Genomic DNA, 23,541 nt, shown 5'->3' with positions numbered 1-23,541 from the left:
TTGAAAAATCAGGGCGGTTATGATTTACTGGTCTATCTGCTGTGTAATTAATAAAAAAACTGCATGGCAGCAGCAGTGCCGGCAGAGGAGTTTACTGCTTTGTGCCAGGAAGGTGGCGGACCGGGGACTTCATGACCTTCTTCTAAAAAGAGGACTTCATTTCCTAAAGAAAGCGCTTCCTCCGGAGAGTGAGTGACCAAAATAAACGGAATTTGCCAGATTTTCTGCAGTTTTCTTAATTCGTCCTGCAGTTCATAACGGGTTTGCGCATCAAGTGCCGACAAGGGTTCGTCCAACAGCAAAATTTCCGGTTCGGACATAAGTGCCCGGGCTAATGCCACTCTCTGCTTTTCGCCGCCGGATAACTGATGGATGGTCCTATTGTGCAGATGTTCAATTTTAAGCAAGTTTAGTAATTTCTGATAGAGAACAATGCTTTTGGATGTATGGTTTTTTACTCCATACCAAATATTCCGGCTGACATTCATATGGGGAAATAGCGCCAAATCCTGAAACATATAGGCAACATTCCGCGCTTTTGGCGGTAAGTAGGTGTGAGACCGGGAATTAAAAAATATTTTATCACCGAATACGATATTGCCTTCATCAGGTTTGATTAATCCGGCTATAGAACGTAAAATGGTTGTTTTGCCGCATCCGGACGGACCAAACAAGACAAGTATTTTGTTTTCCATGGTAAAGCTGATATTTAAAGTAAAGTGAGAGAGTTTTTTTGTAATATCAATGGCTAACAAACGACTCATCCTTTCGACAAAACGTTATTTTCCCACTTTCCAATGATTTAATCCCCAAATCAGCGAAAATGTGGCTATGCTGATAATGAGTACATAGATACCGGCAGTGGTCAGATCATTGGCTTCGGAGGCAAAGTAAATAGCTAAGGGAATGGTCTGAGTTTTTCCCGGAATATTACCGGCGATCATGATCGTTGCACCGAACTCGCCCAGTGTACGGGCAAAAGAAAGCACCATACCAGATAAAAGTCCGGGCCAGGACAGTGGAACAGTGACAGTCCAGAATACGCGCCATTCACTTGCACCCAGTGTGCGGGCAGCATCTTCCAGAATGGTATCAATACTTTCAAATGCAGCTTTGGTACTTTGATACATTAGCGGGAAAGAAACCACCGTTCCGGCTAAAATGGCGGCAGCGGGCGTAAAAATGATCTGCGTATCGAAATATCTGTTTAACAATATACCGATGGGGCCTTGTTTGCCAATCAGCACAAGCAATATAAATCCTGTGACTACAGGCGGTAAAACCAGTGGCAATGTAAACAGGGCTTCAATTGCCGCCTTACCGGGAATATGTGTGCTGCGCATTAGATAAGCTGCTGAGACGCCAAACAGAAATATGAAAACCAGTGAAATGAGTGCAACTTTTATCGATAGGATTACAGGCTGCCATTCGATCATGTCCATGAATACCCATTCCTTCATTGAGAGAGTGTATTTATTTGCTCATCGTAAAACCGTATTTTTCAAATATGGCTTTGCTTTCCGGCGTCCTTAAGTATGCAAGAAATTCTTCAGCGGTTTTTTGCTGTTTGGTACCGGATAAAATTGCGGCCGGATAGACAATCGGTTTATGTGATCCCTCCGGTGCGGCAGCGGCGATTTTCACTTTGTCACTGACTGCAGCGTCGGTTTTATACACTATACCGGCGTCAACGTTGCCGGTTTCGACATAGGTTAATACCGTACGCACATCTTTGCCAAAAACGATTTTATTTTGCAGTTTATCCCAGATATCAAGCTTTTTTAAGACTTCCTGTGCATATTGACCGGCAGGTACGGTTGCGGTTTCGCCTACGCTGATGTTGTGCACTGCGTCGCCGGCTAAATCCTCGTATTTAGTTATAAAGAGAGTCGAATCTTTTGGAATAACAACAACCAGTTTATTTTCGACTAAATTTTTACGACTGTCTTTATTGACCAGGTTCTTGTCAGCAAGTTCGTTCATTTGCCTGGGCGCAGCAGAGATAAAAATGTCCGCCGGCGCACCCTGTTCAATTTGTTTTTGCAATGAACCGGAAGACCCTAAATTGTAAATTACTTTTACATTGGAATGTTTTGCTTCAAAGTTTTTTTGAATTTCCGCCAGCGCGTCTTTCAGACTGACTGCAGCTGAGACATTCAGTTCAACAGCCGCTTCCGCCGGTGGTGCGACCGGTTTATCGGTCTTGGTACCGCCACAGCCTGCCAATAAAGCGGATGCGAATACAACTGACAAAGTTATAATCCAGGTGAGTCTTTTCATGGTATTCCTCCTGAAAGTTAATTTTCCGGAAATCGGTTTTGTTTATAGCAGCAATCCGGCTGGATGGCTAAAACAACAAAAAAATCAACTAAATATAGTTTAGAGTAACTACATTAGTTGATACTTCTTTGTACCTGTTGCCATGTTTGCAAAAGTTCAGAATTACTTATCTCTATATAATATAATTTATATAAGCCATCAATTTGTTTTGGCTCGTCAATTAAAATCTTGAAAAGTGATTTTCCGGAAAATCCGGTTTTGTGTATAGCAGCAGTCCCTTTGGATGTCTGAGATAATAAAAAAATCAACTAAAATATAGTTTAAAACAACTACATTAGTTGATACTTCTTTGTACCCGCCGCTATACTTGAAAAAGCTTAAAATAATAATCTATGTATTTTTATATAAGCTATTATATACGAAATAAAATGAAAAAATCAATAGGTTTTTATTTGGTTATATTTGTTTTTATCGTGGTACTTGTTATTATGCAGATAAGAAATCTGTATTTGTTTTTTAAGGTATGATTAATCAATAGATAATCTTGGACAGAAGGTGGTGGCGCTATAACGCAATAAATTCTGACGACGGTCAAACGGACGTGTTAGGTTATAAGCCTGGAGCCAGCGTTCAAATGTGTATGGCAGGTTTTTTACAGGCGTGTCGTATATTCGGATGCCTTCAAAGAAACCGGCAAGAATGAATTTTCTAAACCCCTGAATGGTTCCGGAAGGGCGCCGGGCTGCTTGTAGGGACAAACTACTTGCAGCGGGAATTTGACCGTCTGGAGAGTAGTACAGTATAGTTGGCTTATTATAGTTTTTAGCAGCATAGACAGGGGCAATTTCAGAGCGAAATAAGGCCAGTGCCGCGTCCAGAGAGCGCTGGGGCATGAATTTGCCAAACACATAGCCGTTGTATAAATCAATAAACAAGTGTATGTATTGTAAGCTTTTCAGTTTATTGACCATTCTCCGGGTACAGATACATTCATAGGCGAGAAGTTCGCCGGGATAGGAAACACTGATTTCACGGTCACAGAAGACCGGATTTAGACGCTCGACAAAACGGATTTGTTGTGCATTCAGCGACTGGGAATTTTCTGTATGCAGGTCGGTTAACGCCTGACATAATGCTGTTTTCGTTTCGATTCCGGCGCATCTTTTTATATGCTGCAGTTCCTGAATGGTAAGCTTCAGGCCATTACGATTAAAGAAATCCAGCAGACGAAATTCATTCCAAAAGGGATTTTCCATACAAGTGGCTAAGATGAAGCTTTTCAGCAGTGGAGAAGATACATGAGGACATGCAGCAAGATCAACAGCTTTTTGATAATAAGACAGTCCGGGTGAAAGCTTGGGCTGACAGGATAGGGCTTCTTCCATGCACATCAGACCAATGCCGCTGTTAATCGCTTTTGGCACCGGCACAGCAAAAACAGAATTAGGCATGATAACACCTCCAAAATAAAAAAATGCGGTTTCAACACTTGGGGATATCGTGTTGGCCGCATTGCCTTCATCAGTATAGTTTCTTTATAGCGTTATTATACACTTAGTTTATGTTTATTTCAATTGGTTTTTGTTTGATTTAGTCAATTGCTATTATCATGCTGCTCGTATTTCGGGTGAATTGATAGGGGCAATATTTTTCGCGGGTTATTTTTACAAATTTAAAGGATTTTTAGAAAAAGTGTAGGAAATTAATATACTGTTTTTAACATATTCACTTTTGGGCTTTACATGGTTGAGTTAAGTCAGTGTCAACGGGAGGCAGTATTGAATGGTTGGAAAATTGGTTGAAGTCCAGGATTTAGTTCCGGGCACCGTCCTTGCGGACGCGGTCCTTGCGCCTAATGGCAAAGTGCTTTTAGGCAATGGTGTGGCACTGACGGAACGGCATATTTTTTTGTTAAATTCATGGGATGTAAAATGTGTATATGCGGTTGCCGAGGAAGCGGAAGCTGCCGAACCTGTAAAAGCTGCGGCTGAACCGGATATCGTAGCAAATGGCGGACTGATTGCTAAAAGTCATTATGAATTTGAAGAGCGGTACGGTTCAATTGCCGGCAGTGCGGTGCAGGCATTTGATTTTATGCGTAAACAGAATTTAATTCCTGTTCCGTGTTTAAGGGATACAGCGCACGATATTCATCAAAGTGTTGTAAAATATACGTCCACGGTAACCAGTTTGTTGTTGATTGATGGACAGGATATACCGGATTTTGTATCGCAGCATTCCATTAATGTGGCATTTTATGCCAGCTTTATTGCCCGTCAGTTACACTGGAGCGATAAAGAGATCAGAGAAGTGGCCCTGGCCGCTTTATTGCATCATGCTGGTAAATTAAGTGCCGGCACGTTAATTGAGCTGCATACGCAAACGCATATTGCGGAAGCTGCCGTCCTTTTAAGAAAAACCAAGGGACTTTCCCTTGAAACCATTTTGGGAATTATTCAGCACAGGGAGCATATGGACGGCAGTGGAATTCCTACCGGCGTTGCCGGAACGAGGATTCATCCTTACGCCAAAGTAATTGCCATAGCCGACTCCTTTGATGCCCAGATCCAGGCGGGCGAGCAGGCCAATCCTTTTCCGGTGCTGGATCTGCTGAGGCGGGAAATGTTTGGCAAGCTGGACACGGAAATTTGCACCACCTTTCTTAACCGGGTAAAAGATAATTTGCTGCATACCAAAGTTGTTCTTGCTAACGGAAGAGAAGCGGAAATTGTTTATTTCAGGCCTAATGGCTCCAGCCTGCCGCTTGTCAGAACGGCGGACAATCAGATTCTTGACCTGGAACAGCTTGGATATTCTGTGATTCAAAGAATTGCACTGCCCAATTAATAAAGCTTACCGGGTATAGTTTGCCCAATCAATTCATATATCGGCAAAACCTGTTCAAAATGTAATGCTGGCTGTCCAATAGCACTTTTTCTAAGTGCTATTTTTTTATAATTAGTTTGCGTCTTTCCTGTTTTAGATGCTAATATAGAGGAAAGTAATTGTAAGATAAATCCGAATATATTGAGAATTGCCGGGGGTGAAGCGATTTGAAAAAGGATATGCTTGCTATGATTAATGCTGAAGACAAGAAAAACCCGTATACAGATGATCAATTAGCGAATCTTTTAAAAGTCCGGCGCGATGAAGTCACTTCACTGCGGAATGAACTGGAAATACCTGACTCACGGAAACGACGGGAACCGTATTTGCTGGAGACTTTTGCACAAATCCTGGCAAATCATCCTGAGCTGTCGGACCGTGAACTTACTGCAGAAATCAATAAACAAGGTTTTACCATTTCACGCTTTACGGTCGCTCAAATACGCAAGGAGTTTTTATTGCCTGCCAATAGGATGAGCAAAAAGCAGACCATCTGCGATCCTGGTGATGAAGATGAACAAATGAAATCTGCCATTCATAAAAAAACAGCAACTTTCCGTCAGATTATTGGTGCGGCAGGAACTTTAAAACCGCAAATTCAACAAGCGAAGGCTGCCGTATTGTATCCGCCCCTCGGGCTGCATACGCTGATATTGGGACCGACCGGATCGGGAAAAAGCTATCTCGCGGAAGCCATGTACCGTTATGCGGTAGAGTGTGACAGGATTTCCTCTAAAGCTAAATTTGTTGCTTTTAATTGTGCTGATTATGCGGAAAATCCACAAATGCTGCTGTCACAGTTGTTCGGGTACGTCAAAGGCGCTTTTACCGGGGCGGATGCGGCGAAAGAGGGGTTGGTGGAACAGGCCAATGGCGGCGTGCTGTTTTTAGATGAAATTCATCGGCTTCCACCGGAAGGACAGGAAATATTATTCCATTTAATCGATAAAGGTAAGTTCCGGCGGATGGGGGAAACCGGCGAGGCCCGCGAAATACAGGTGCTGGTTATTGCCGCCACCAGTGAAGAAGTGGAGTCTTCACTGCTGTTTACTTTTCGCCGCCGTATACCGATGGTTATTGAGTTGCCGCCACTGGCAGAAAGAACCATCGGTGAGCGTTATGAAATGGTGCGGGAATTTTTAAGTAAGGAAGCCGACCGTATCGGTGTAGGAATTAAAGTCTCGCAACCTGTTTTGCGTACTATGCTGCTGTACGACTGCCAAGGCAATGTCGGGCAGTTGCGCAGCGACATTCAGGTTGCCTGTGCCAGGGCTTTCTTAACCTATTTAAGTGAACGGCATAAAATTGTTGAGATTGATCTTCTGGATTTACCGATACATGCCCGGAGAGGATTAACACACATTCACAGCCGTAATCAGGAAGTGGAAAAACTATTGCTGGGTGATCTTGTCGTAAAGCCGGGTGAAAAGGGTGAGTTTTTGCCACAAATGGAAGATTTGTATGTTTTGCCCAGAGAGATTTATGATTTTATCGAAAGAAGTTATCAGGATTTACAGTCAAGGGGAGTGGAACAGGAGGAAATCAACCGCTTGATTGATGGTGAACTGGAAGCGCAGTTCCGTCAATTTGCGCAAAAGTTTAGTCATTATGATCATGCTGTTGCGGCTCAAAATCTGGTGGATATTGTAGGGCAAGCCATGGTTGATTTGGCGGAGCGGATGATTGAAGTGGCAGAAAAAGAACTGGGAAAAGTAGATAGGCAACTGCTGTATTATCTGGCTATCCATATTGGTGCTACACTGGAAAGAATGCAGAAGGGGAAACCGGTTATCAATCCGCAGCTTGAAAAAGTCAAAAACGAGTATAGCCTGGAATATGCCGTAGCCAGGAAAATGATTGAGGCTGTGCAAGAGCAGATGGAATATATACTGCCGGAGGATGAGATCGGTTTTATTGCCATGTATTTACGGGCAATTATCCATCAGGAAGATGCCCGGCAAGGCAGGGTAGGCGTTTTAGTCATGTCCCATGGCAAAGTAGCCGCCGGTATGGTTGAGGTAGTAAATTGTCTGTTAGGGGTGAACCATGCCAAAGCTTTGGAGATGTCTTTGGATGAACGGCCGGAAGTTGCACTGGCGCGAGCCGTGGAAATGGTCAAGAATATTAATGAAGGCAAGGGGGTATTATTACTAGCCGACATGGGGTCGCTGATTACCTTTGGTGAACTGATTACCCAAAAAACCAATATCCCCACTTATACGGTTACGCGGGTCGATACCGTTATGGTGCTGGAAGCGGTGCGCAGGGCTATGCTGCCCGATGCCAAACTGAATGAGATTGTAGAAACACTGGATGCCGATAAAGTGGGGCTGGGGAGGTTGATTACTCCGGTGGAAAGCCCGGAAAAAAAGCAGAAGCAAGTCATCATTACTATTTGTATTACCGGTGAGGGGACCGCACAAAAATTTAAACGGCTTATTGAAAAAATGGTTCCGGAAATATGCGATCAGGCTGAAATTATCGCTTTGGGTATAACCGGCAAAGAAGATATTTACAAAAGTATAGAAAAAATTCAGGCTATGCATCATATTGCGGCCATCATTGGCAGTATTCGCCCGCAAAATACCAATATACCGTTTATTACCGTGGAGGAGATGCTCAACGGCACTGCAGCAGCCCGGATCAGGGATATTCTGACACTGCAGTCGAATCCGGAAGAAGCAATCCCGCCGAAAAGCTTACGGCTGCTGGAACTTGTAAAAAATGAATTAATTCTTATCCGTCCCGATTGTAAAACCAAGCAGGAGATATTGGATACTCTGGTCAAGGTTTTAGTAGATTACCAATATGTAAATAACGATTTTTTGCTGGACGTTTATAAACGGGAAGTCATGGGAAATACGTTTTTGGAGAGTGGGGCGGCCATTCCGCATGGCGGTCTGGAAAATGTCATAAAACCGGCCGTAGCGATTGCGATATTGGCGGAGCCGGTTCCCTGGTACGAGGGCAATATGGCGAAAGTTGTTGCCATGCTGGCGTTAAAAGAGGATGTTGAACAGGAAGTGGTCTATTTAATTAATGTCTTGGAAGATGAAAGGTTTTTAAGGAAGCTGGCAGCTATGGAAACCGCAGAACAGGTAAAATCTGTTTTGTTGGAAAATAGCTTGTTTTCCGGTACGGTTTAATTTTATAGCCACTTACACAACATGCTGCAGCGAGTAAGCTGCAGCATGTTGTGTAAGTGGCTGACGGCAGTAAACTCTGCCAGAGCGTTGGCATAAAAATTGCAAAGGGAATATGGTGAAGACCAGTACTATGTGTCAGAGGAGATGAGACGGTATGAAAGCAGCCATGTATTACGGACCGCAAACAGTGAAAGTGGAAGAAGTGCCAATGCCGGTAGCCGGACCGGGGGAATTGATTATTAAAAATCGTGTAGCGCTAACTTGCGGTACGGATGTTAAAACGTACGTCCGGGGATATCCCCTGTTCAGACCTCCTTACGGGTTTGGGCATGAAGCGGCAGGTATTGTGGCTCAGGTTGGTGAGAATGTAAGTGGGTTTAAAGTGGGCGACAGAGTGGTGGCTCATAATTCGGCACCTTGCAATGTCTGTTTTTACTGTAAACAAGGCCAACATTCGATGTGCGAGAATATTACCTTCAATCAGGGCGCTTTTGCTGAATACGGAAAAATCCCGGCAGCCATTGTAAAACAAAATGTGTTTCATATTCCTGAAAATATGGAGTTTGTGGATGCTGCCATGGTAGAACCTTTTTCCTGTGCCGTATACGGGGTTGAACAAATCGGCATAGCTGCCGGGGATACGGTCGTTGTAAACGGCGCTGGCCCAATTGGTTTGATGTTTATCAGACTGGCTTATTTTCATGGAGCAAAAGTCATTGCCGCCGATTTATCGGATGAACGGCTGGAAATAGCCAAAAAACTTGGCGCAGCTGTTACCATTAACCCGCAAGGTTGTGGCAGCGATCCGGTAGCGGCAGTCAGGAAAGTCACCGAGTATAAGCGCGGGGTTGATGTGGCGATTGAAGCGGTAGGACTTACTGATCTGTGGGAACAAACCATCCGTATGGCCAGAAAGGGGGGACGGATACTTTTATTCGGGGGCACAAAGGCGGGAACCAGTGTCAGTATTGATGCCAATCTGCTGCATTATTCCCAGTTAACCATTAAGGGGGTTTTTCATACAACACCTAAACATGTACAGATTGCATTTGATTTAATTAAACATGGAGTGATTGCGTCCCGGGATTTTGTAAACAAACGCTATCGGCTCAATGAAATTGAAGAGGCTATATTATCGCATAAAAGTGGTAAGGTAATAAAAAACTGTATTGTATTTGATTAATCCAGTATTGAAGAAAAGCTACAAGCGGTACGGGAGAATATGTGGCAGATTTTGAGTCCGGCAGTGGAGGCTTTTGTCGCAGATTAAACTGCCGATAAGGTCTAAGCACTAGAAATTGTAGTTCTGCAAAGTCTGCCATTGCTATGGCATTGAAATTGCATAAGATAATAATCAGAATAGTCCTTAAAATCAGTATATACAAGATAATACGATAAATTAGCGGATAACTGATTTAAATGAAATACTTCATTCCAGGCGGGGAGGATGCAAAGTGTATAGCGAAGCCTTAATTGAAACGGGGTTTATTGGAGCGAATATTGATGCCGGAACAAAAGAAGCCGCAATGCGTGAACTGGCTAAGCTCTTTTTTGAAAACGGATTTACTAAAGATAGTTATATGGATGCCATACTGGCCAGAGAAGAAGTTTTTCCTACAGGCCTGCCTACGGAAACCTTTGGGGTCGCTATTCCACATACGGATGCTATTCATGTTATCCGCCCGGGAATTGCCATTGGAGTACTCAAGCATCCGGTTAAGTTTGGCATGATGGGCTATCCGGGGGAAACGGTAGATGCCAAACTTATGTTTATGCTGGCCATTCAAGACCCGGAGATGCAGATTCAGTTATTGCAGGATTTGATTGAATTATTTTCGGATGCGAAATTAATGACGGATTTAGTGGCGGCCACTGACCCGGCGCAGTTGGTGAGACTGGTTAAATGCTATTTTGGGAAATTATCGACTAGCTGATTCCAGCATGATGTCATCGATGTGGTCGAAAAAGCAAAAAGGAGGATTTACATGAGTTTTATTGACGGATATATTCGATTCTTTTTGGGGATTCCCGGTCAGATGGCATTTGATCTTGCAAAAGATTATCAGTATGCAATTTATGCTTTTGGGTTTGTGTACGGGATCTTTGTTACCATGGGCGCCTATAATTATCGAACAATACTGCCCCGCTGCTCGGAACGGTTTATAGCGGAACGGCTGCAGCATATTAAACGGCCGGAAGGCGGCATTTCTTATGAGGAAACAGAACAGATAATCGCCGACTGGAAACAAATGATCAATTCTCTGCCTAAATATATGTGCATTATGGGCAAACGGGATTATTGGGTAGTATGGCCTGATGGTGATGAATATGCTGAAAAACTCCGGATTGACCATGGCTATATTAAGAAAATTCATGACCGGCTGCAACAACAATCTTAGCGTAGAGAAGGGATAGCGTGATGCAAGAGTATGATTTTGATTTGCTTATGTTTGCCAAAGAAGGATTACAGCAAGAGGCCTGCGCTCTGCTTGCGGCAGCCGAAAGGATTGGCGAGGAATTTAGGCTGGCTGTGGACATCGTATGTAACTGTCAGGGCAAGGTGATTTTGACCGGGGTTGGCAAATCCGGTATTGTAGCACATAAAATAGCCGCCACGATGGCCTGTGCCGGCATCCCCTCATTTTTTCTGCATGGGGCGGAATCCTTTCACGGGGATCTGGGAGCCGTGCAAAAAGATGATGTAGTGATTTTTATTTCCAATAGTGGCAATAGCGATGAAATCAAGCGGGGAATGGTGTCTGCCCTGAAAAGGATTGGTGTAAAACTTATTGCCTTTACGGCAAAGCCGGATTCGGTTTTAGGACAAAACAGCGACACTATAATTGACATTTCGGTGGAAAGAGAAATTTGCCCGCTGGGATTATCGGCTACTACCTCGACGACATTGACAATGGCATTGGGCGATGTGTTAGCTATGGCTGTGATGAAAGCGAAGGGAGTTACCCGGCAGGAGTTTGGTTTTTTACATCAGGGCGGTGCCAGAGGCGCGCAGCTAAAGAATAGCTGCTGCTAAGCGTATTTCTCAGGAGGTCGATACATGATGTTGAACAATAAAGTCGTTTTTATTACCGGAGCGGCGCAAGGGATTGGGAGACAAATCGCGCTGACTATGGCCAGGGAGGGTGCCAGCGTCATTGTCGGCGATATTTCTGAGCAAGCAGGGGACGAAACGGTAAGCATGATTAAGAAAGCTCACGGTGATGCCCTGTTTATGGCTTTGAATATAACCAATTCCGATAGTTTGCAGACTGCAGTGGACAAAGCATTAGCCGTTTATGGACAAATTGATGTCCTGGTGCCCAATGCCAGTGTGAATGCCCGACATTCCTTTATGGAAATTAGTCCGGAGGAGTGGAGCAGGGTAATTACAATTAACTTGACAGGCACATTCTATACCATCAGAGCGGTATTACCGCATATGCTGTCCCAGGGAAAAGGCAAAATTATCGTCATATCCTCCGGTTCTGCTGAAACCGGCAGCGGCGGTGGTGCCCATTATGCGGCAACCAAAGCCGGGCAAAATGCCATGGTGCGTAATCTGGCCAGGGATTACGGTCCGCAGGGCATTACGACCAATGCTATAGCACCCCGGGTAATTCAGACCGAAATGCTGGATGCATTATATCCTGTCGGAGCGGCACGGGATAATCTGATACAGAAGATTCCGGTACGCCGTGTGGGACAACCGGAAGATATTGCTGAATTGGCAGCTTTCCTGGCTTCCGATAAAGCCGATTATATTAACGGGCAAATTATTCTTGTTGATGGCGGGCGTACGTATGCTTCGTAATTTGCCTCGAAAAATTGGAGGTTTTTGTATGAAAATTACCATTTGCCCCTCGCTGTTTGCAGCTCCTATGGGCTATTTGGCGGAGGAACTGCAGGAAGTCGAAGCCAGTGGTATTACATCGTTACATGTTGATGTCATGGATGGCAATTTTGTCCCCAACATAGCCTTTGGCCCCGATCAGGTAAGAATGTTACGGCCTTTAAGCAAGCTGGAATTTGACGTGCATATGATGGTGGTCAATCCGGACCGTTATATCCCTGATTATGTGAGTGCCGGAGCCGATTCGATAACCGTACATGCCGAAGCCTGTACACACCTCCACCGTACGATACAGCTGATAAAAAGTCATGGGAAAAAAGCCGGTGTAGCCTTGAATCCGGCAACTCCGCCTTGCGTACTTGACTATGTTTATGACCTTTTGGATAAGGTGCTGATCATGACTGTGAACCCGGGATACGGCGGACAGAAAACCATTGCCGGGATGAATATGAAAATTCAGGATTTACAGGAGATAAAACGAAACGGGGATTATCCTTTTGCCATTCAGGTAGACGGAGGGATCAATCAGAATAACATTCTTTCGGTTATTGACGCCGGTGCACGGAATATTGTTATTGGCTCGGCCGCATTCCAAAGACACAAAACCAAAAGCAATATTCAGAATTTCATGACTATGCTTGAAAGGGTGATTGTATGAAGGGGGCAAAAATTTATGGAATCAGGGACATCCGGGTAGAAGAATGCCCTATTCCGGAACTGAAAACCGTAAATGATGTGATTATAAAAATCAAAGCCGCAGGTTTTTGCGGCTCAGACATATCCAGGTATGGGAAGCTGGGGCCGCATACGGCGGGAGCCATCTTCGGGCATGAATTTGCCGGGGTGGTGGTAGAGACCGGAGAAAGTGTGACTGGCTTACAACCCGGTGATGCAGTTACCGCCTGTCCGACCGCGCCCTGCTTTACGTGTGAGTACTGTCTACAGGGAAAGCATGCCCGGTGTGAAACTTTACAGGTTATTGGCGCCAGGGAAGACGGGGCTTTTGCCGAGTATATCAGACTACCGGGCAGAAATGTTTTAAAGCTGCCTGAAGGGGTGGATTTTGAAACGGCGGCGGGAGTGGAACCTGCTTGTGTTGCTTTGCATGGCTTTTATCGTACCAACATACAGGCCGGGGATACAGTGGCGGTGTTGGGAGTAGGCCCCGTCGGGCTGTTTGCTGTTCAGTGCGCCAACCTCTTTGGTGCCGCCAAGGTCATTGCCATTGATATCTTTGATGAGAAACTGGCTATTGCGAAAGAGCTGGGGGCCGATTTATGCGTCAATTCCCAACAGATGGATGCCGTTAAGGCAGTTAAAGAGTTAACAGACGGGAAAGGCGTCACTATCGCCGTTGAGTCTGCCGGCAATCCGTTTACCAGTGCCCAGGTCTTTTCACTGCCCCAAAAAGGAGGAACTGTTGTTTTTATGGGGATTCCTTACGGTGATGTACCGGTAGCCCGGGACCATTTTGAAAAAATAGTGCGTAATGAGCTGACCGTACTGGGTTCATGGAATGCCATATCCAGCCCTTATCCCGGTAAAGAGTGGCAAACCGCTCTCCATTTTATGAAAGAAGGAAAAATTCGCGTGAAACCTATGGTAACCCATCGCATCACTCTTGATGAAATTCCTGAGACCTTTGAAAAAATATATAAGAGGGATACCTTTTTTGGTAAAGTTATGGTCTTTCCGGAGGGAAAAGAAGAGTAAGGGGGACGGTTATATGAAAATATCCCTGGGGTCCGATCATGCCGGATATGAAATGAAAGAAAAGCTAAAACAATTTTTGCTTGACCGATCCATAACAGTCATGGATTGCGGCCCTGGCAGAGGCGATCAACCTGTGGAGTATGTACCGATTGCCCAAAATGTGGCACAAAAAGCCGCTTCCGGTGAGACCGACGGCGGGATTTTGATTTGCGGTACCGGCATAGGGATGTCCATTGCTGCCAACAAGGTTCCGGGAATAAGAGCCGGGCTGTGCAATGAATTGTTTACCGCCAGGTATGCCAAAAGTGATGTGAATATTAATGTGTTATGCATGGGCAGCCGGATTGTAAGCCAGAGAATGGCCGAGGAAATTACCACCCTTTGGCTGGAAACTCCCTTTACGGGTGGCAGGTTTATACCGAGGCTGCAGCAGTTGAAGGATTTGGAAGATGAAATGAGGCAAACTCCATGATAAAAATTGCCGCCTCCATGATGTGCGCCGATCAGTTGACATTAAAAAATGAACTGGACCGCTTAGCGGCGGCTAAGGTAGATTTGCTGCACTGCGATGTTATGGATGGTCTATACGTGCCTAATCTGGCTATGGGTCCGGAGGTACTGGGGGCGATACGGCAATATACGATCATTCCGCTGGATATTCATCTGATGATCATACGCCCTGAGCGGTATATCGATAAGTTCACGGCCCTTCGGCCGGAATATATCTCTGTTCATGCCGATGCCACCGAACAGCTTTACCGGGTTGTAACGATGATTAAAGACAAGGGAGTTAAAGCCGCTGTGGCGTTAAGCCCGTCAACACCCCTGCCGGTCATTGAATCGGTTTTGCCGGAACTGGATATGGTGTTGGTTATGACTGTAGATCCCGGTTTTGCCGGACAGAAGTTTATACCCGGTGCTTTGAAAAAAATTAAAGAATTAAAGCAAATATGCATGATAAAAAAGCCGGATATGTTAATTGAAATTGACGGCAATATCAACAGCTGCACTATTCCGCCGGCTGTAGAGGCGGGGGCAAATGTACTGGTAGGCGGTACTGCATCGGTATTTAAGGGGGCAACTGCCGACTATACGCAACTGGTACAGGAAATGCGCAATGCAGCTCAATAAAGATTTGGGGGAAATAGAATGAAAGCATTAGTGAAGTTTGCGGCAGGTCCTTTGCATTTAGAACTTAGGGAGGTCCCCACTCCGGAGCCCGAAGCAGGACAGATCCGGATGAAAGTGGTGCGGTCAGGCATATGCCATACCGATCTTGATTACTACCGTACAGGAGGAGCGCCACTTAAACCTCCGGTTATTCTCGGTCACGAAGTGGCAGGAATTGTGGATGCAGTCGGCGAGGGGGTTACGGCAGTAAAACCGGGTGATCGCGTACTAACGCAGACGACCTACTCTGTTTGTGGCAAGTGCCGGTTTTGTAAAAAGGGACAGTTAAATCACTGCATTGCGCGCCAGGGTATTGGTTCGGTAGCCAATGGTGGTTTTGCCGAATATTTGGTAAATCGCGAAGAAAGCATTATGAAGCTTCCCGATACGGTGAGCTTTGAAGAAGCTGCCGTCGTGGAACCGCTGGCCTGCGGTGTGCATGCCTTAATGGAAAGAACCAATGTATGTGTTGATTCCGTAGTGGTTGTCCTCGGGCCGGGGGCCATCGGGCTGTTGGTGGCGCAGGTAGCCAAAGCTCAGGGTGCCTATGTCATCATGGCGGGGCTGACTCCTGATCAGCAGCGGTTAAATCTGGCGCTGGAACTGGGAATTGACAGAACTGTAGATATCCAGAAAGAAGATTTGGATGGTGTGGTAAAAAGCTATACGGAAAACTACGGTGCGGATATTGTGGTAGAAGCGACGGGAGCAAGGGCGGCAGTCGATTTGGGCATGAAAATAACAGCCAAAGACGGCGTATTTATTCCCATGAGCTATTTCCCCCGTTCGATAGAGGTGGATTACTACCAAATAAAGCAAAGAGAACTCAATGTATTTGGTTCATCCAGTCAGATACCAAGTTCCTGGCCGAAAGCTCTGAAGTTGATTGCCAATGGGAAGGTCAACGCTAAGGCTGTTGTATCGCATGTGCTTCCGATGTCGCAGTGGAAAGAAGCGTTTGAGCTTGTGGAAAATAAAAAAGGTTTAAAGGTCATGCTGGACCCTTCGCAGTAAAATTTTTTAGAAGCCGGAGTGAAAGCCAATCCCTTTAGTACAAGTAGTACAGCCGCCGATTAGGGGTCGGCAGCTATACTTACCTGTAGATACATGATTGCTTTTCAGAAAGGAGTGATTGTTGCGGTATAGGGATGAAGCGTAGCGAGATAAGAAAAACAATCTATGGGGGTGGAGAAATGGCACAAAAACGAATTTTATGTGCATGTGGTACAGGAATTGCAACTTCTACGGTAGTGGCAAACAAGGTAAGACAGTTATGCAAGGACAATGGAATTGATGCGACCGTAGATACGTGCAAGGTAACCGAAGCAGCGCAACGGGCAGTGGCGATAAAAGCTGATTTAATTGTTGGTTCCACTCAGGTTCCCGGGGATACAAAAGGAATTCCCATCGTGATTGGCATGGCTTTCTTAAGCGGGTTAAAACTTCCGGAGACAAAAGAGAAGATTCTGGAAATCCTGAAAAAATAACACGATCCCAACTCCAATAGATAAAGGAGGAATACTTTGTGGAATTGGTATTAGAATTTTTCAAATACGTCATTGATATGGGTACTGCTGTCGTAATGCCGCTTATTATTATAGTATTAGGTTTGGGTTTAGGTGTCAAGTTCAGCCAGGCAATCCGGGCCGGTATTACTGTAGGGATAGCATTTACCGGGTTAAATATTGTCATTGGTTTAATGGTTAATAATATTTCACCAGTAGCGAAAGCACTGGTAGAAACCTATGGATTCCAGCTAACCAGTATTGACATGGGGTGGCCTGTCGGTGCGACCCTGGCCTGGGGAACCATTGTTGTACCTTTTGTTTTTGTCGCTATTCTAGGTACGAACATTGTCATGTTAGCGATGAATTGGACGAAAACAATGGACGTGGATATCTGGAACTATTGGCATGCTCTGTTTACCGCTTCCATCATTTACGGTACAACCAATAGTTTTACACTGGCAATTTTAAGCTCGATTATTAATATGGCTTTAGTATTCAAACTGGCTGACTGGACACAGAAGGACTGCCAGGAGGTATTGGGGCTGGAAGGGGTTTCGCTGCCCCATATTCAGGCGACTTCCTGGGCCCTTATTGATTACCCGATAAACTGGGCCATTGACCGGATTCCCGGTATAAAAAATATTCGCTGGACAACCGACACGGTTCAGGAAAAATTAGGAATTCTTGGTGAACCCATGTTAATCGGTCTGATGATCGGTGCATTATTGGCTTTCTTCGCCCATATGCCGTTAAAAACCATTCTGGGAGTTGGTATTGCAGTATCGGCGGTATTGGTCTTACTGCCGAAGATGATATCCCTGCTTATGGAAGGGTTGATGGTTATTTCGGAAGCCACCTCGGAATTTATGAATAAACGGTTTCCGGGTCGCGAAGTCTATATCGGCCTGGATGCTGCCGTTGGTATCGGTCATCCTTTCGTTGTTGCGACAGCGCTTATCGCAATTCCCATTACGTTATTGCTGGCGTTTATATTGCCGGGAAATACTACTCTGCCGATTGCCGATCTTTCCGTGTTAACCTTTTTTAACATCTTCTCCATTGTGCCTAGTAAAGGAAATCTGTTCCGGGGTATCATTTGCGCCACTGTAAATTCAACGATTATTCTGTATCTGGCAACAGCCGGGGCGCCGTTAATGACCAAACTGGGCATTGCTGCCGGATTGCAGATCCCAGAAGGTGCTGCTCAACTCACTTGCCTGGCTGTAGGGGCACAATGGTATACCTGGCTCACCTACTGGGGTGCGGTGGCATTGCATGGTTTATTTGGCATCTAGTATAGAAGCTGATTCAATCAGAAAAATTTTTACACTTGTGAACCGATACGGCCGCTTTACCGCCGGCCGTATCGGTTACCTGTTAGACGGAACGGCCAAGGACAGCGAAAACGTGCGCTTAGCTGGAGGGGAAAATGGGAGAAAAGATGCTGGCAATGGTGTTGCATGGTCCGGGAAATTTAGTTTGTGAAACTATTGATAGGCCTAAGTGCGGCAGGAGAGAAGTTTTGATACGGGTAAAAGCCGTTGGTTTATGCGGGTCGGATATCAGGACAATTACTTTTGGCCATCACCGGCTGCATTATCCACAGGTCATCGGCCACGAAATTGCCGGTGAGGTGGTGGAAACCGGTAATGAAGCCGGTCAGTTTACAGTGGGTGACAGGGTGTACGTAGGATCTATCGTTCCCTGCCATCGATGTGAGCCCTGCCGAAGGGGTTGGCACGGGCTTTGTGAAAACATTGTTGTGCCCGGATCGGATATCCCCGGCGGGTATGCGGAGTACATGGTCTTAACCGGGGATATGCTGGACCGGGGCATTAATAAGATAATGCCGGATCATGTTAGCTATGAAGAAGCGGTGCTGGTGGAACCGTTGTCCTCGGTTTATGCCTGCCAGAAACATATCGATATCACTCTGGGCGATGTAGTTGTTATTATCGGCGCCGGTCCGGTTGGCTGCCTGCATGTGGAACTGGCGAAGCTAAGAGGCGCCGGACTTGTCATTGTCGTCGAACAATCCACCAAGAGACTAAATATGGCGAAACAATTTGGCACAGATTATGTAATTAATTCGTCAGAAGCCGATCCGGTTGCTGCTGTCAAGCGGCTTACCGGCCAGTGGGGAGCAGACAAGGTGATTTCCGCTTGTCCGGCGCTGGAAGCTCAGCAGCAGGCTGTTGCCATGACCCGGAAAATGGGCAAGGTCGTTTTTTTTGGCGGTGTAGCGAAAGGTACGTTAACACCGCTGGATACCAATTTGATTCACTACAATTTGCTTACTGTGTACGGGCACTATGCCTACAGTGAGATGGATTTACGGGAGTCTTATCAATTAGTGGTTTCCGGCAAGCTAAATGCAAAAAAATATATTACACACACTTTGCCTTTGCGGGAAATTGAAATGGCAATTAAATTAACCCGTAACGGTGATGCCATAAAAGTTGTTTTAATTCCCTGAAAGGAGGAGAACCTGATGCTGAAAAGCAAGGTAGCCCTGGTGACCGGCGGGTCGCGCGGTATTGGTAAAGCCATTGTAGAACGGTTATATAAAGAAGGGGCCAGCGTGGCGATTAATTGCGCCAATAGTACGGATGACGCCGGGAAATTGGCTTTTTCGCTGGATGAAAGTGAGGAAAGGGCTAAGGTATACCAGGCCAATGTTGCGGCGTGGAGCGAAGTGAAAACTATGTTCCAACAGGTGATTAATGATTTTGGCGGTTTGGATATACTCGTTAATTGTGCCGGCTTGGGGATATCACGTGACTCGGCTTTAGCACTTAGCCAGCAAGACTGGGATCTTGCAGTTGACGTGAATTTTAAAGGAAGCGGTTATTGCTGCATAGAAGCGATTAACTGGATGAAGAACCACGGCGGCGGCAACATTGTTAACATTTCCACGTCAGCCATCTTTGCCCCGCGCGGGGGAACCATTCCCTACAGTGCATCCAAGGCCGCTGTAGTAAATATGACCAGGGCGCTCGCCTGGGAGTTTGGACCGGATCATATCAGGGTGAACGCGGTTGCGCCGGGCCCCACGGAAACGGACATGGTAAAAATGTTTTTTACACCGGAAAGACTGGAAAAAACCATCAGGGAAATTCCTTTAAGAAAAATCGCCCGGCCGGAAGATATTGCCGGTGCGGTATTCTATCTTTTAACTACGGATGCCGCCATGATGACAGGACAAACACTGGTGATTGACGGTGGCAGATCACTAAGACATTTGGAGAGTTAAATCAATAGGTCGGATACGGATTGCCTGAAGAGCACTAAATAAGGTTATGGCTGAAAAACCGGATCATATTATTGAGGATATGCGAGCGTTGCGGCACATTATCGGGATAACTACTCCGGCAGCGTGTGATATTGGGGACGCTAATATAAAACGTGATAAAGGTAGGGATTAACTTATGAAAATCCTTGTTTTTAGTGGAACGAGTGATTCAAAAGCCGCAAAAATTACCAAGGATATGCTGGCCGAATGTAAAAAAAGAGGAATGAACCATATTGAAGCGGTTACGGCGAATATGTTTACAACGGATTTAAAGCAACTGGAAGAATCTCATAATCCGGATATTATATTACGTTTAAGCACAAAAACGCTGGATACTGCCCGCCCGGTTATCGACGGTATGCCATTGGTCTATGCGTTTATGGGACCTGCCAAAGTGTATGATGAGATACAAAAATATTATCACGAATAAGCCGGTGGTGATATGTTCATGGGAGAGGTGCGTATGTCTGTGGAATATTTCCGGGAAATTCTTAGAGAACTGGAGCAAACTCTGGAACGGGTGGCGCAAAAGCCAACAGAGGTTTTGACAGAAGCCATCCTTCAGGCAAACCGTATTTTTCTTGCCGGTGCCGGCCGGTCGGGACTTATGGCCAGAGCATTTGCTATGCGGCTGATGCATATGGGGTTTACTGTATCCGTCGTCGGCGAAACGGTAACTCCCGCGCTGGGACGACAAGATTTGCTGCTGCTGGCATCCGGATCGGGAGAAACGGGAAGTTTGGTTTCTATGGCCAATAAATGCAAGGCCATACAGGCTAAACTCGCTGTGATTACCATTGTCCCGCAGTCAACCATCGGGCGTATGGCGGATGTGGTCATTGAGATTCCTGCTTCCATTAAAGAAAATAATGGCGGCAATCGCACTTCCCTGCAGCCGATGGGCTCTCTTTTTGAGCAAACCTTGTTATTGCTGACAGACACAGTCATTTTAAAACTGATGGAGCTAAGAAAAATCCAGGCAGATGCCATGTTTGGCCGTCATGCCAATCTGGAATAACGAAAGGAGTTATAGCATGCTGGAAGAACTGAAAAAAGAAGTGGTCGCGATTGCCCGGCAGGCGGAAGCATCAGGGCTCTGCCGCCATAAGTCCGGAAATTTCAGTATCCGGGATGAAAAAACAGGATATGTAGTGGTGACACCTGCCGGTGTCGGCAGAGAAGAATTGACGTATTATGATATTTGCGTTGTAGACGGGAAAGCCAATGTGCTGGAAGCCATTCCCGGGCGCAAGCCGACCAGTGAACTGCTGTTACACCTAAAAGCCTATGCAATCCGGCCTGAGGTGATGGCCGGATTGCATACACATTCCCGTTTTGCCACTGCATTTGCCGTAGTAAACAAAGAGATTCCTGCCATTGTTTACGAAGGGGCAGCTTTAGGCGGGGCAGAAGGAATCATCCCGGTTGCCCCGTACGGGCGGCCCGGTACCAGCGCTTTAGCTGAAAGTATTACCGGACCTATTAAAAAAGCGGACGCGGCTTTGCTGGAGAGCCACGGTGTCATTACTGTTGCTGAAAATGCCAAGGACGCATTGCTAAAAGCCCATTATGTGGAAGAAATCGCTGAGATTTACTACCGGGCGTTGATGATAAGCGGGGGAAAAGAGCCGGCTATTATAGCACCGGAGGAATTTGCACAATGGCAATATCCGCCGGAATTTAAGCTTCACAATCATACGACTAAGGCATAGTGAGGCTGTCTTATATTTTTGGCAATACAGATACCGGTACTACCCGGTATCTTTGTTATTCTTCGGCAGGATGAAGCCTTTGGTGTGAAGGGGAATAGTACTCAAGGACGGTACGTAAATCCTGTGGTAGCGGGGCATGGACAGTGATGGGCTTTTTATCGCTTATCCGCCGGAAAGTAACCGATGCGGCGTGCAGAGCCTGCCGGGCTATGTAAGGTGAAGCAACACCATACATAGCATCGCCAATAATTGGGTGTCCGATATGGGCTAAGTGGAGGCGTATCTGGTGCGTGCGTCCCGTATCGAGAGTCAGTTCCAGCAGGGTGGCATCGCCAAGGCGGCGCAGGGTCCGGTAATGCGTAACGGCAGGATCACCTTGAACAGAAATGATTCGGCGATTGGGCCGGGACGGGTGAATAGCAACGGCAGCATTAATCGTTCCGCAGGCAGGGGCAGCATTTCCCTGAACCAAGGCCCAATACCGCCTGGTCAGTTGTTTGGTTTTCAGTTGTTCCTCTAATAAAAACTGGCTCTGTGAATTTTTGGCAAATAATATGCAACCGGAAGTGTTGCGGTCGAGCCGGTGAACCGCGCGGGGTACAGCGGTAATTTGCTGTGCCTGAAGGTAATGGGCTAAATAATTGGCAAGAGTGCCGGAAGTTGTATAACCGGTGGGATGGACAAGCTGGTAAGGCGGTTTGTTTAATACATACATATTGGTGTCTTCATACAGTATGGTAACCGGACCTTTTTCCGGTTGTACGCCATAGGAGGTATCTTGCAAGAGGCAGACTTGTATAATATCTCCCGGCCGTAATATTTTTTGCAAGAAACTTGGCCGCCCATGGATGCGGATTCCCTTTTTTCTGGTTAATTTCTGAAGGTGCCTGCCGCTGTACTTCAAAATTTGTTTGAGATAGGTTTCAACAGTTAATCCTGCATGTTCCGGAGCAATTTTATATGAAGTAAATTTTTTCACTTGCTTCTTCCCTTCCCGTAATGAATCTGCTGTTAAGTGCCATGATACAATACTTTTGCGCAGGAAACAACTCTTCAGAGTAGATTGCAAACCGTAAAATATAAATTAAAAATAGATAAATTGTGCGTATGGATAATTCTACATGTGGTATAATGACCATGTACGTTTGTGGCTGCTTTATAATAAAGGATACAGCTTACAATTTACGGTACATATACTGCTGATTGGAGGGGATAGGAATGGAAGAAATTGTAAATGCGGTTACCCATGGAGTAGGGGCTGTACTGGCCTTGGCCGCACTCGTTGTGCTGGCTGTTGCAGCCAGTATGTACGGCAGCGTCTGGCATACGGTAAGCTTCAGTATTTACGGCGGTTCGTTGGTTTTGTTGTATTTGGCGTCTACGTTGTATCACAGTTTTACCAATGAAAAACTAAAACATATCTTTAAAATTTTCGATCATTCGGCTATTTATTTGCTGATTGCCGGAACCTATACCCCGTTTGCCTTTGTGCCGCTCCATGGAACACTGGGCTGGATCGTATTTACCGTGATCTGGAGCCTGGCCATTGTTGGCATTGTTTTCAAAGTGTTTTTTGTAAAACGCTTTAAACTATTTTCGACTTTGTGTTATATCCTTATGGGGTGGTTCGCCGTTCTGGTGATCAAGCCGCTTATTATCACTTTGCCGCCGGAGGGCTTATACTGGCTGATTGGCGGCGGGGTTTTGTACACGGTAGGTGCTGTTTTTTATTTGGCGAACAGAATGCCATATAATCATGCAGTCTGGCACTTTTTTGTCATGGCCGGCAGTGCCGCTCACTTTGTTAGCATTTTTTCCTATGTGTTGCCTATTTCGGTTCCAGGGTAAGGCATGTTTTGGTTGTGAGAGGCGTTGGCTTTCGCATAGTGGCGAAGGGGCAACGCCTTTTTATATGGCCGCCGATGAAAAAAATTGCGGAGAGATTCCAAGGAGGATTTTAGTAGACAAATTTGTCAGCTCTATA

25 protein-coding genes are annotated in these 23,541 nt (G+C 45.7%); 20 read left to right on the top strand and 5 right to left on the bottom strand.

Features of this window, described 5'->3' with window-relative positions; translation table 11 throughout:
- Positions 1–47 precede the first annotated feature (47 nt).
- The 4 genes from P22_RS05090 to P22_RS05075 form a co-directional block, all read right to left on the bottom strand.
- Entirely contained in the window at positions 48–764 is a 717-nt protein-coding gene (locus P22_RS05090) for an ATP-binding cassette domain-containing protein (RefSeq protein WP_373432666.1), read from the bottom strand.
- Between the two features lie 15 nt (positions 765–779).
- Entirely contained in the window at positions 780–1,442 is a 663-nt protein-coding gene (gene modB, locus P22_RS05085; protein ID WP_235814559.1) for a molybdate ABC transporter permease subunit, read from the bottom strand.
- Between the two features lie 31 nt (positions 1,443–1,473).
- Positions 1,474–2,280 carry a molybdate ABC transporter substrate-binding protein gene (gene modA, locus P22_RS05080; protein ID WP_054259145.1) on the bottom strand — a complete coding sequence of 269 codons (807 nt, stop codon included), beginning with the start codon at positions 2,278–2,280 and terminating at the stop codon, positions 1,474–1,476.
- 527 nt (positions 2,281–2,807) lie between these two features.
- Positions 2,808–3,731 carry a hypothetical protein gene (locus P22_RS05075; protein WP_054259144.1) on the bottom strand — a complete coding sequence of 308 codons (924 nt, stop codon included), beginning with the start codon at positions 3,729–3,731 and terminating at the stop codon, positions 2,808–2,810.
- Between the two features lie 331 nt (positions 3,732–4,062).
- Between P22_RS05075 and P22_RS05070 the strand changes: the two genes are divergently transcribed.
- From P22_RS05070 to P22_RS04980, 19 genes are all read left to right on the top strand, one after another.
- Positions 4,063–5,127: an HD-GYP domain-containing protein gene (locus P22_RS05070; RefSeq protein ID WP_054259143.1), complete on the top strand. Its 1,065-nt coding sequence runs from the start codon at positions 4,063–4,065 to the stop codon at positions 5,125–5,127.
- Between the two features lie 206 nt (positions 5,128–5,333).
- Entirely contained in the window at positions 5,334–8,312 is a 2,979-nt protein-coding gene (locus tag P22_RS05065) for a sigma 54-interacting transcriptional regulator (protein WP_054259142.1), read from the top strand.
- Between the two features lie 154 nt (positions 8,313–8,466).
- Complete coding sequence (locus tag P22_RS05060) at positions 8,467–9,495, top strand: zinc-binding dehydrogenase (RefSeq protein WP_054259141.1); 1,029 nt, start codon at positions 8,467–8,469, stop codon at positions 9,493–9,495.
- Between the two features lie 271 nt (positions 9,496–9,766).
- Positions 9,767–10,246, top strand: a complete 480-nt coding sequence (locus P22_RS05055) for a PTS sugar transporter subunit IIA (protein ID WP_069972760.1) — start codon at positions 9,767–9,769, stop codon at positions 10,244–10,246.
- A gap of 51 nt (positions 10,247–10,297) precedes the next feature.
- Positions 10,298–10,711 carry a hypothetical protein gene (locus tag P22_RS05050; protein WP_054259140.1) on the top strand — a complete coding sequence of 138 codons (414 nt, stop codon included), beginning with the start codon at positions 10,298–10,300 and terminating at the stop codon, positions 10,709–10,711.
- Between the two features lie 20 nt (positions 10,712–10,731).
- On the top strand, positions 10,732–11,346 hold the full coding sequence (locus P22_RS05045; protein ID WP_054259139.1) for a KpsF/GutQ family sugar-phosphate isomerase: 615 nt from the start codon (positions 10,732–10,734) through the stop codon (positions 11,344–11,346).
- 24 nt (positions 11,347–11,370) lie between these two features.
- Positions 11,371–12,123, top strand: coding sequence for an SDR family NAD(P)-dependent oxidoreductase (locus tag P22_RS05040; protein WP_054259138.1), 753 nt, complete (start codon positions 11,371–11,373; stop codon positions 12,121–12,123).
- Positions 12,124–12,151: 28 nt separating this feature from the next.
- Positions 12,152–12,820, top strand: coding sequence for a ribulose-phosphate 3-epimerase (gene rpe / locus P22_RS05035; RefSeq protein WP_054259137.1), 669 nt, complete (start codon positions 12,152–12,154; stop codon positions 12,818–12,820).
- Positions 12,817–13,875: a galactitol-1-phosphate 5-dehydrogenase gene (locus P22_RS05030; protein WP_054259136.1), complete on the top strand. Its 1,059-nt coding sequence runs from the start codon at positions 12,817–12,819 to the stop codon at positions 13,873–13,875. The genes rpe (P22_RS05035) and P22_RS05030 overlap by 4 nt, the downstream gene beginning before the upstream one ends.
- A 13-nt stretch (positions 13,876–13,888) precedes the next feature.
- Entirely contained in the window at positions 13,889–14,347 is a 459-nt protein-coding gene (gene rpiB, locus P22_RS05025) for a ribose 5-phosphate isomerase B (RefSeq protein WP_054259135.1), read from the top strand.
- A complete protein-coding gene (rpe, locus tag P22_RS05020) occupies positions 14,344–15,006 on the top strand; it encodes a ribulose-phosphate 3-epimerase (protein WP_054259134.1) in 663 nt (220 codons plus the stop codon). The genes rpiB and rpe (P22_RS05020) overlap by 4 nt, the downstream gene beginning before the upstream one ends.
- An 18-nt stretch (positions 15,007–15,024) precedes the next feature.
- The gene (locus tag P22_RS05015; protein WP_054259133.1) at positions 15,025–16,059 is read left to right on the top strand and encodes a zinc-dependent alcohol dehydrogenase; all 1,035 of its coding nucleotides are present in this window, start codon (positions 15,025–15,027) and stop codon (positions 16,057–16,059) included.
- Between the two features lie 179 nt (positions 16,060–16,238).
- The gene (locus tag P22_RS05010) at positions 16,239–16,532 is read left to right on the top strand and encodes a PTS sugar transporter subunit IIB (RefSeq protein WP_054259132.1); all 294 of its coding nucleotides are present in this window, start codon (positions 16,239–16,241) and stop codon (positions 16,530–16,532) included.
- 38 nt (positions 16,533–16,570) lie between these two features.
- Positions 16,571–17,848 (top strand): PTS galactitol transporter subunit IIC, encoded by a 1,278-nt coding sequence (locus P22_RS05005; RefSeq protein ID WP_054259131.1) that lies wholly within the window; start codon positions 16,571–16,573, stop codon positions 17,846–17,848.
- 134 nt (positions 17,849–17,982) lie between these two features.
- On the top strand, positions 17,983–19,029 hold the full coding sequence (locus P22_RS05000) for an alcohol dehydrogenase catalytic domain-containing protein (RefSeq protein ID WP_082378403.1): 1,047 nt from the start codon (positions 17,983–17,985) through the stop codon (positions 19,027–19,029).
- A gap of 15 nt (positions 19,030–19,044) precedes the next feature.
- Positions 19,045–19,806 (top strand): SDR family NAD(P)-dependent oxidoreductase, encoded by a 762-nt coding sequence (locus P22_RS04995; RefSeq protein WP_054259130.1) that lies wholly within the window; start codon positions 19,045–19,047, stop codon positions 19,804–19,806.
- 175 nt (positions 19,807–19,981) lie between these two features.
- Positions 19,982–20,275 carry a hypothetical protein gene (locus P22_RS04990; protein ID WP_054259129.1) on the top strand — a complete coding sequence of 98 codons (294 nt, stop codon included), beginning with the start codon at positions 19,982–19,984 and terminating at the stop codon, positions 20,273–20,275.
- A 33-nt stretch (positions 20,276–20,308) separates the two neighbouring features.
- The gene (gene hxlB / locus P22_RS04985) at positions 20,309–20,863 is read left to right on the top strand and encodes a 6-phospho-3-hexuloisomerase (RefSeq protein WP_054259128.1); all 555 of its coding nucleotides are present in this window, start codon (positions 20,309–20,311) and stop codon (positions 20,861–20,863) included.
- A gap of 16 nt (positions 20,864–20,879) precedes the next feature.
- On the top strand, positions 20,880–21,557 hold the full coding sequence (locus P22_RS04980) for a class II aldolase/adducin family protein (RefSeq protein WP_054259127.1): 678 nt from the start codon (positions 20,880–20,882) through the stop codon (positions 21,555–21,557).
- A gap of 55 nt (positions 21,558–21,612) precedes the next feature.
- On the opposite strand, the gene P22_RS04975 is transcribed toward P22_RS04980, so the two are convergent.
- Positions 21,613–22,536 carry an RluA family pseudouridine synthase gene (locus tag P22_RS04975; RefSeq protein ID WP_054259126.1) on the bottom strand — a complete coding sequence of 308 codons (924 nt, stop codon included), beginning with the start codon at positions 22,534–22,536 and terminating at the stop codon, positions 21,613–21,615.
- Between the two features lie 239 nt (positions 22,537–22,775).
- Between P22_RS04975 and P22_RS04970 the strand changes: the two genes are divergently transcribed.
- Positions 22,776–23,405 (top strand): PAQR family membrane homeostasis protein TrhA, encoded by a 630-nt coding sequence (locus P22_RS04970; protein WP_054259125.1) that lies wholly within the window; start codon positions 22,776–22,778, stop codon positions 23,403–23,405.
- Positions 23,406–23,541 lie beyond the last annotated feature (136 nt).

The sequence above is a fragment of the Propionispora sp. 2/2-37 genome, assembly GCF_001298735.1.
Taxonomy (GTDB): domain Bacteria; phylum Bacillota; class Negativicutes; order Propionisporales; family Propionisporaceae; genus Propionispora.
This window is presented reverse-complemented; position numbering and strand designations above follow the sequence as displayed.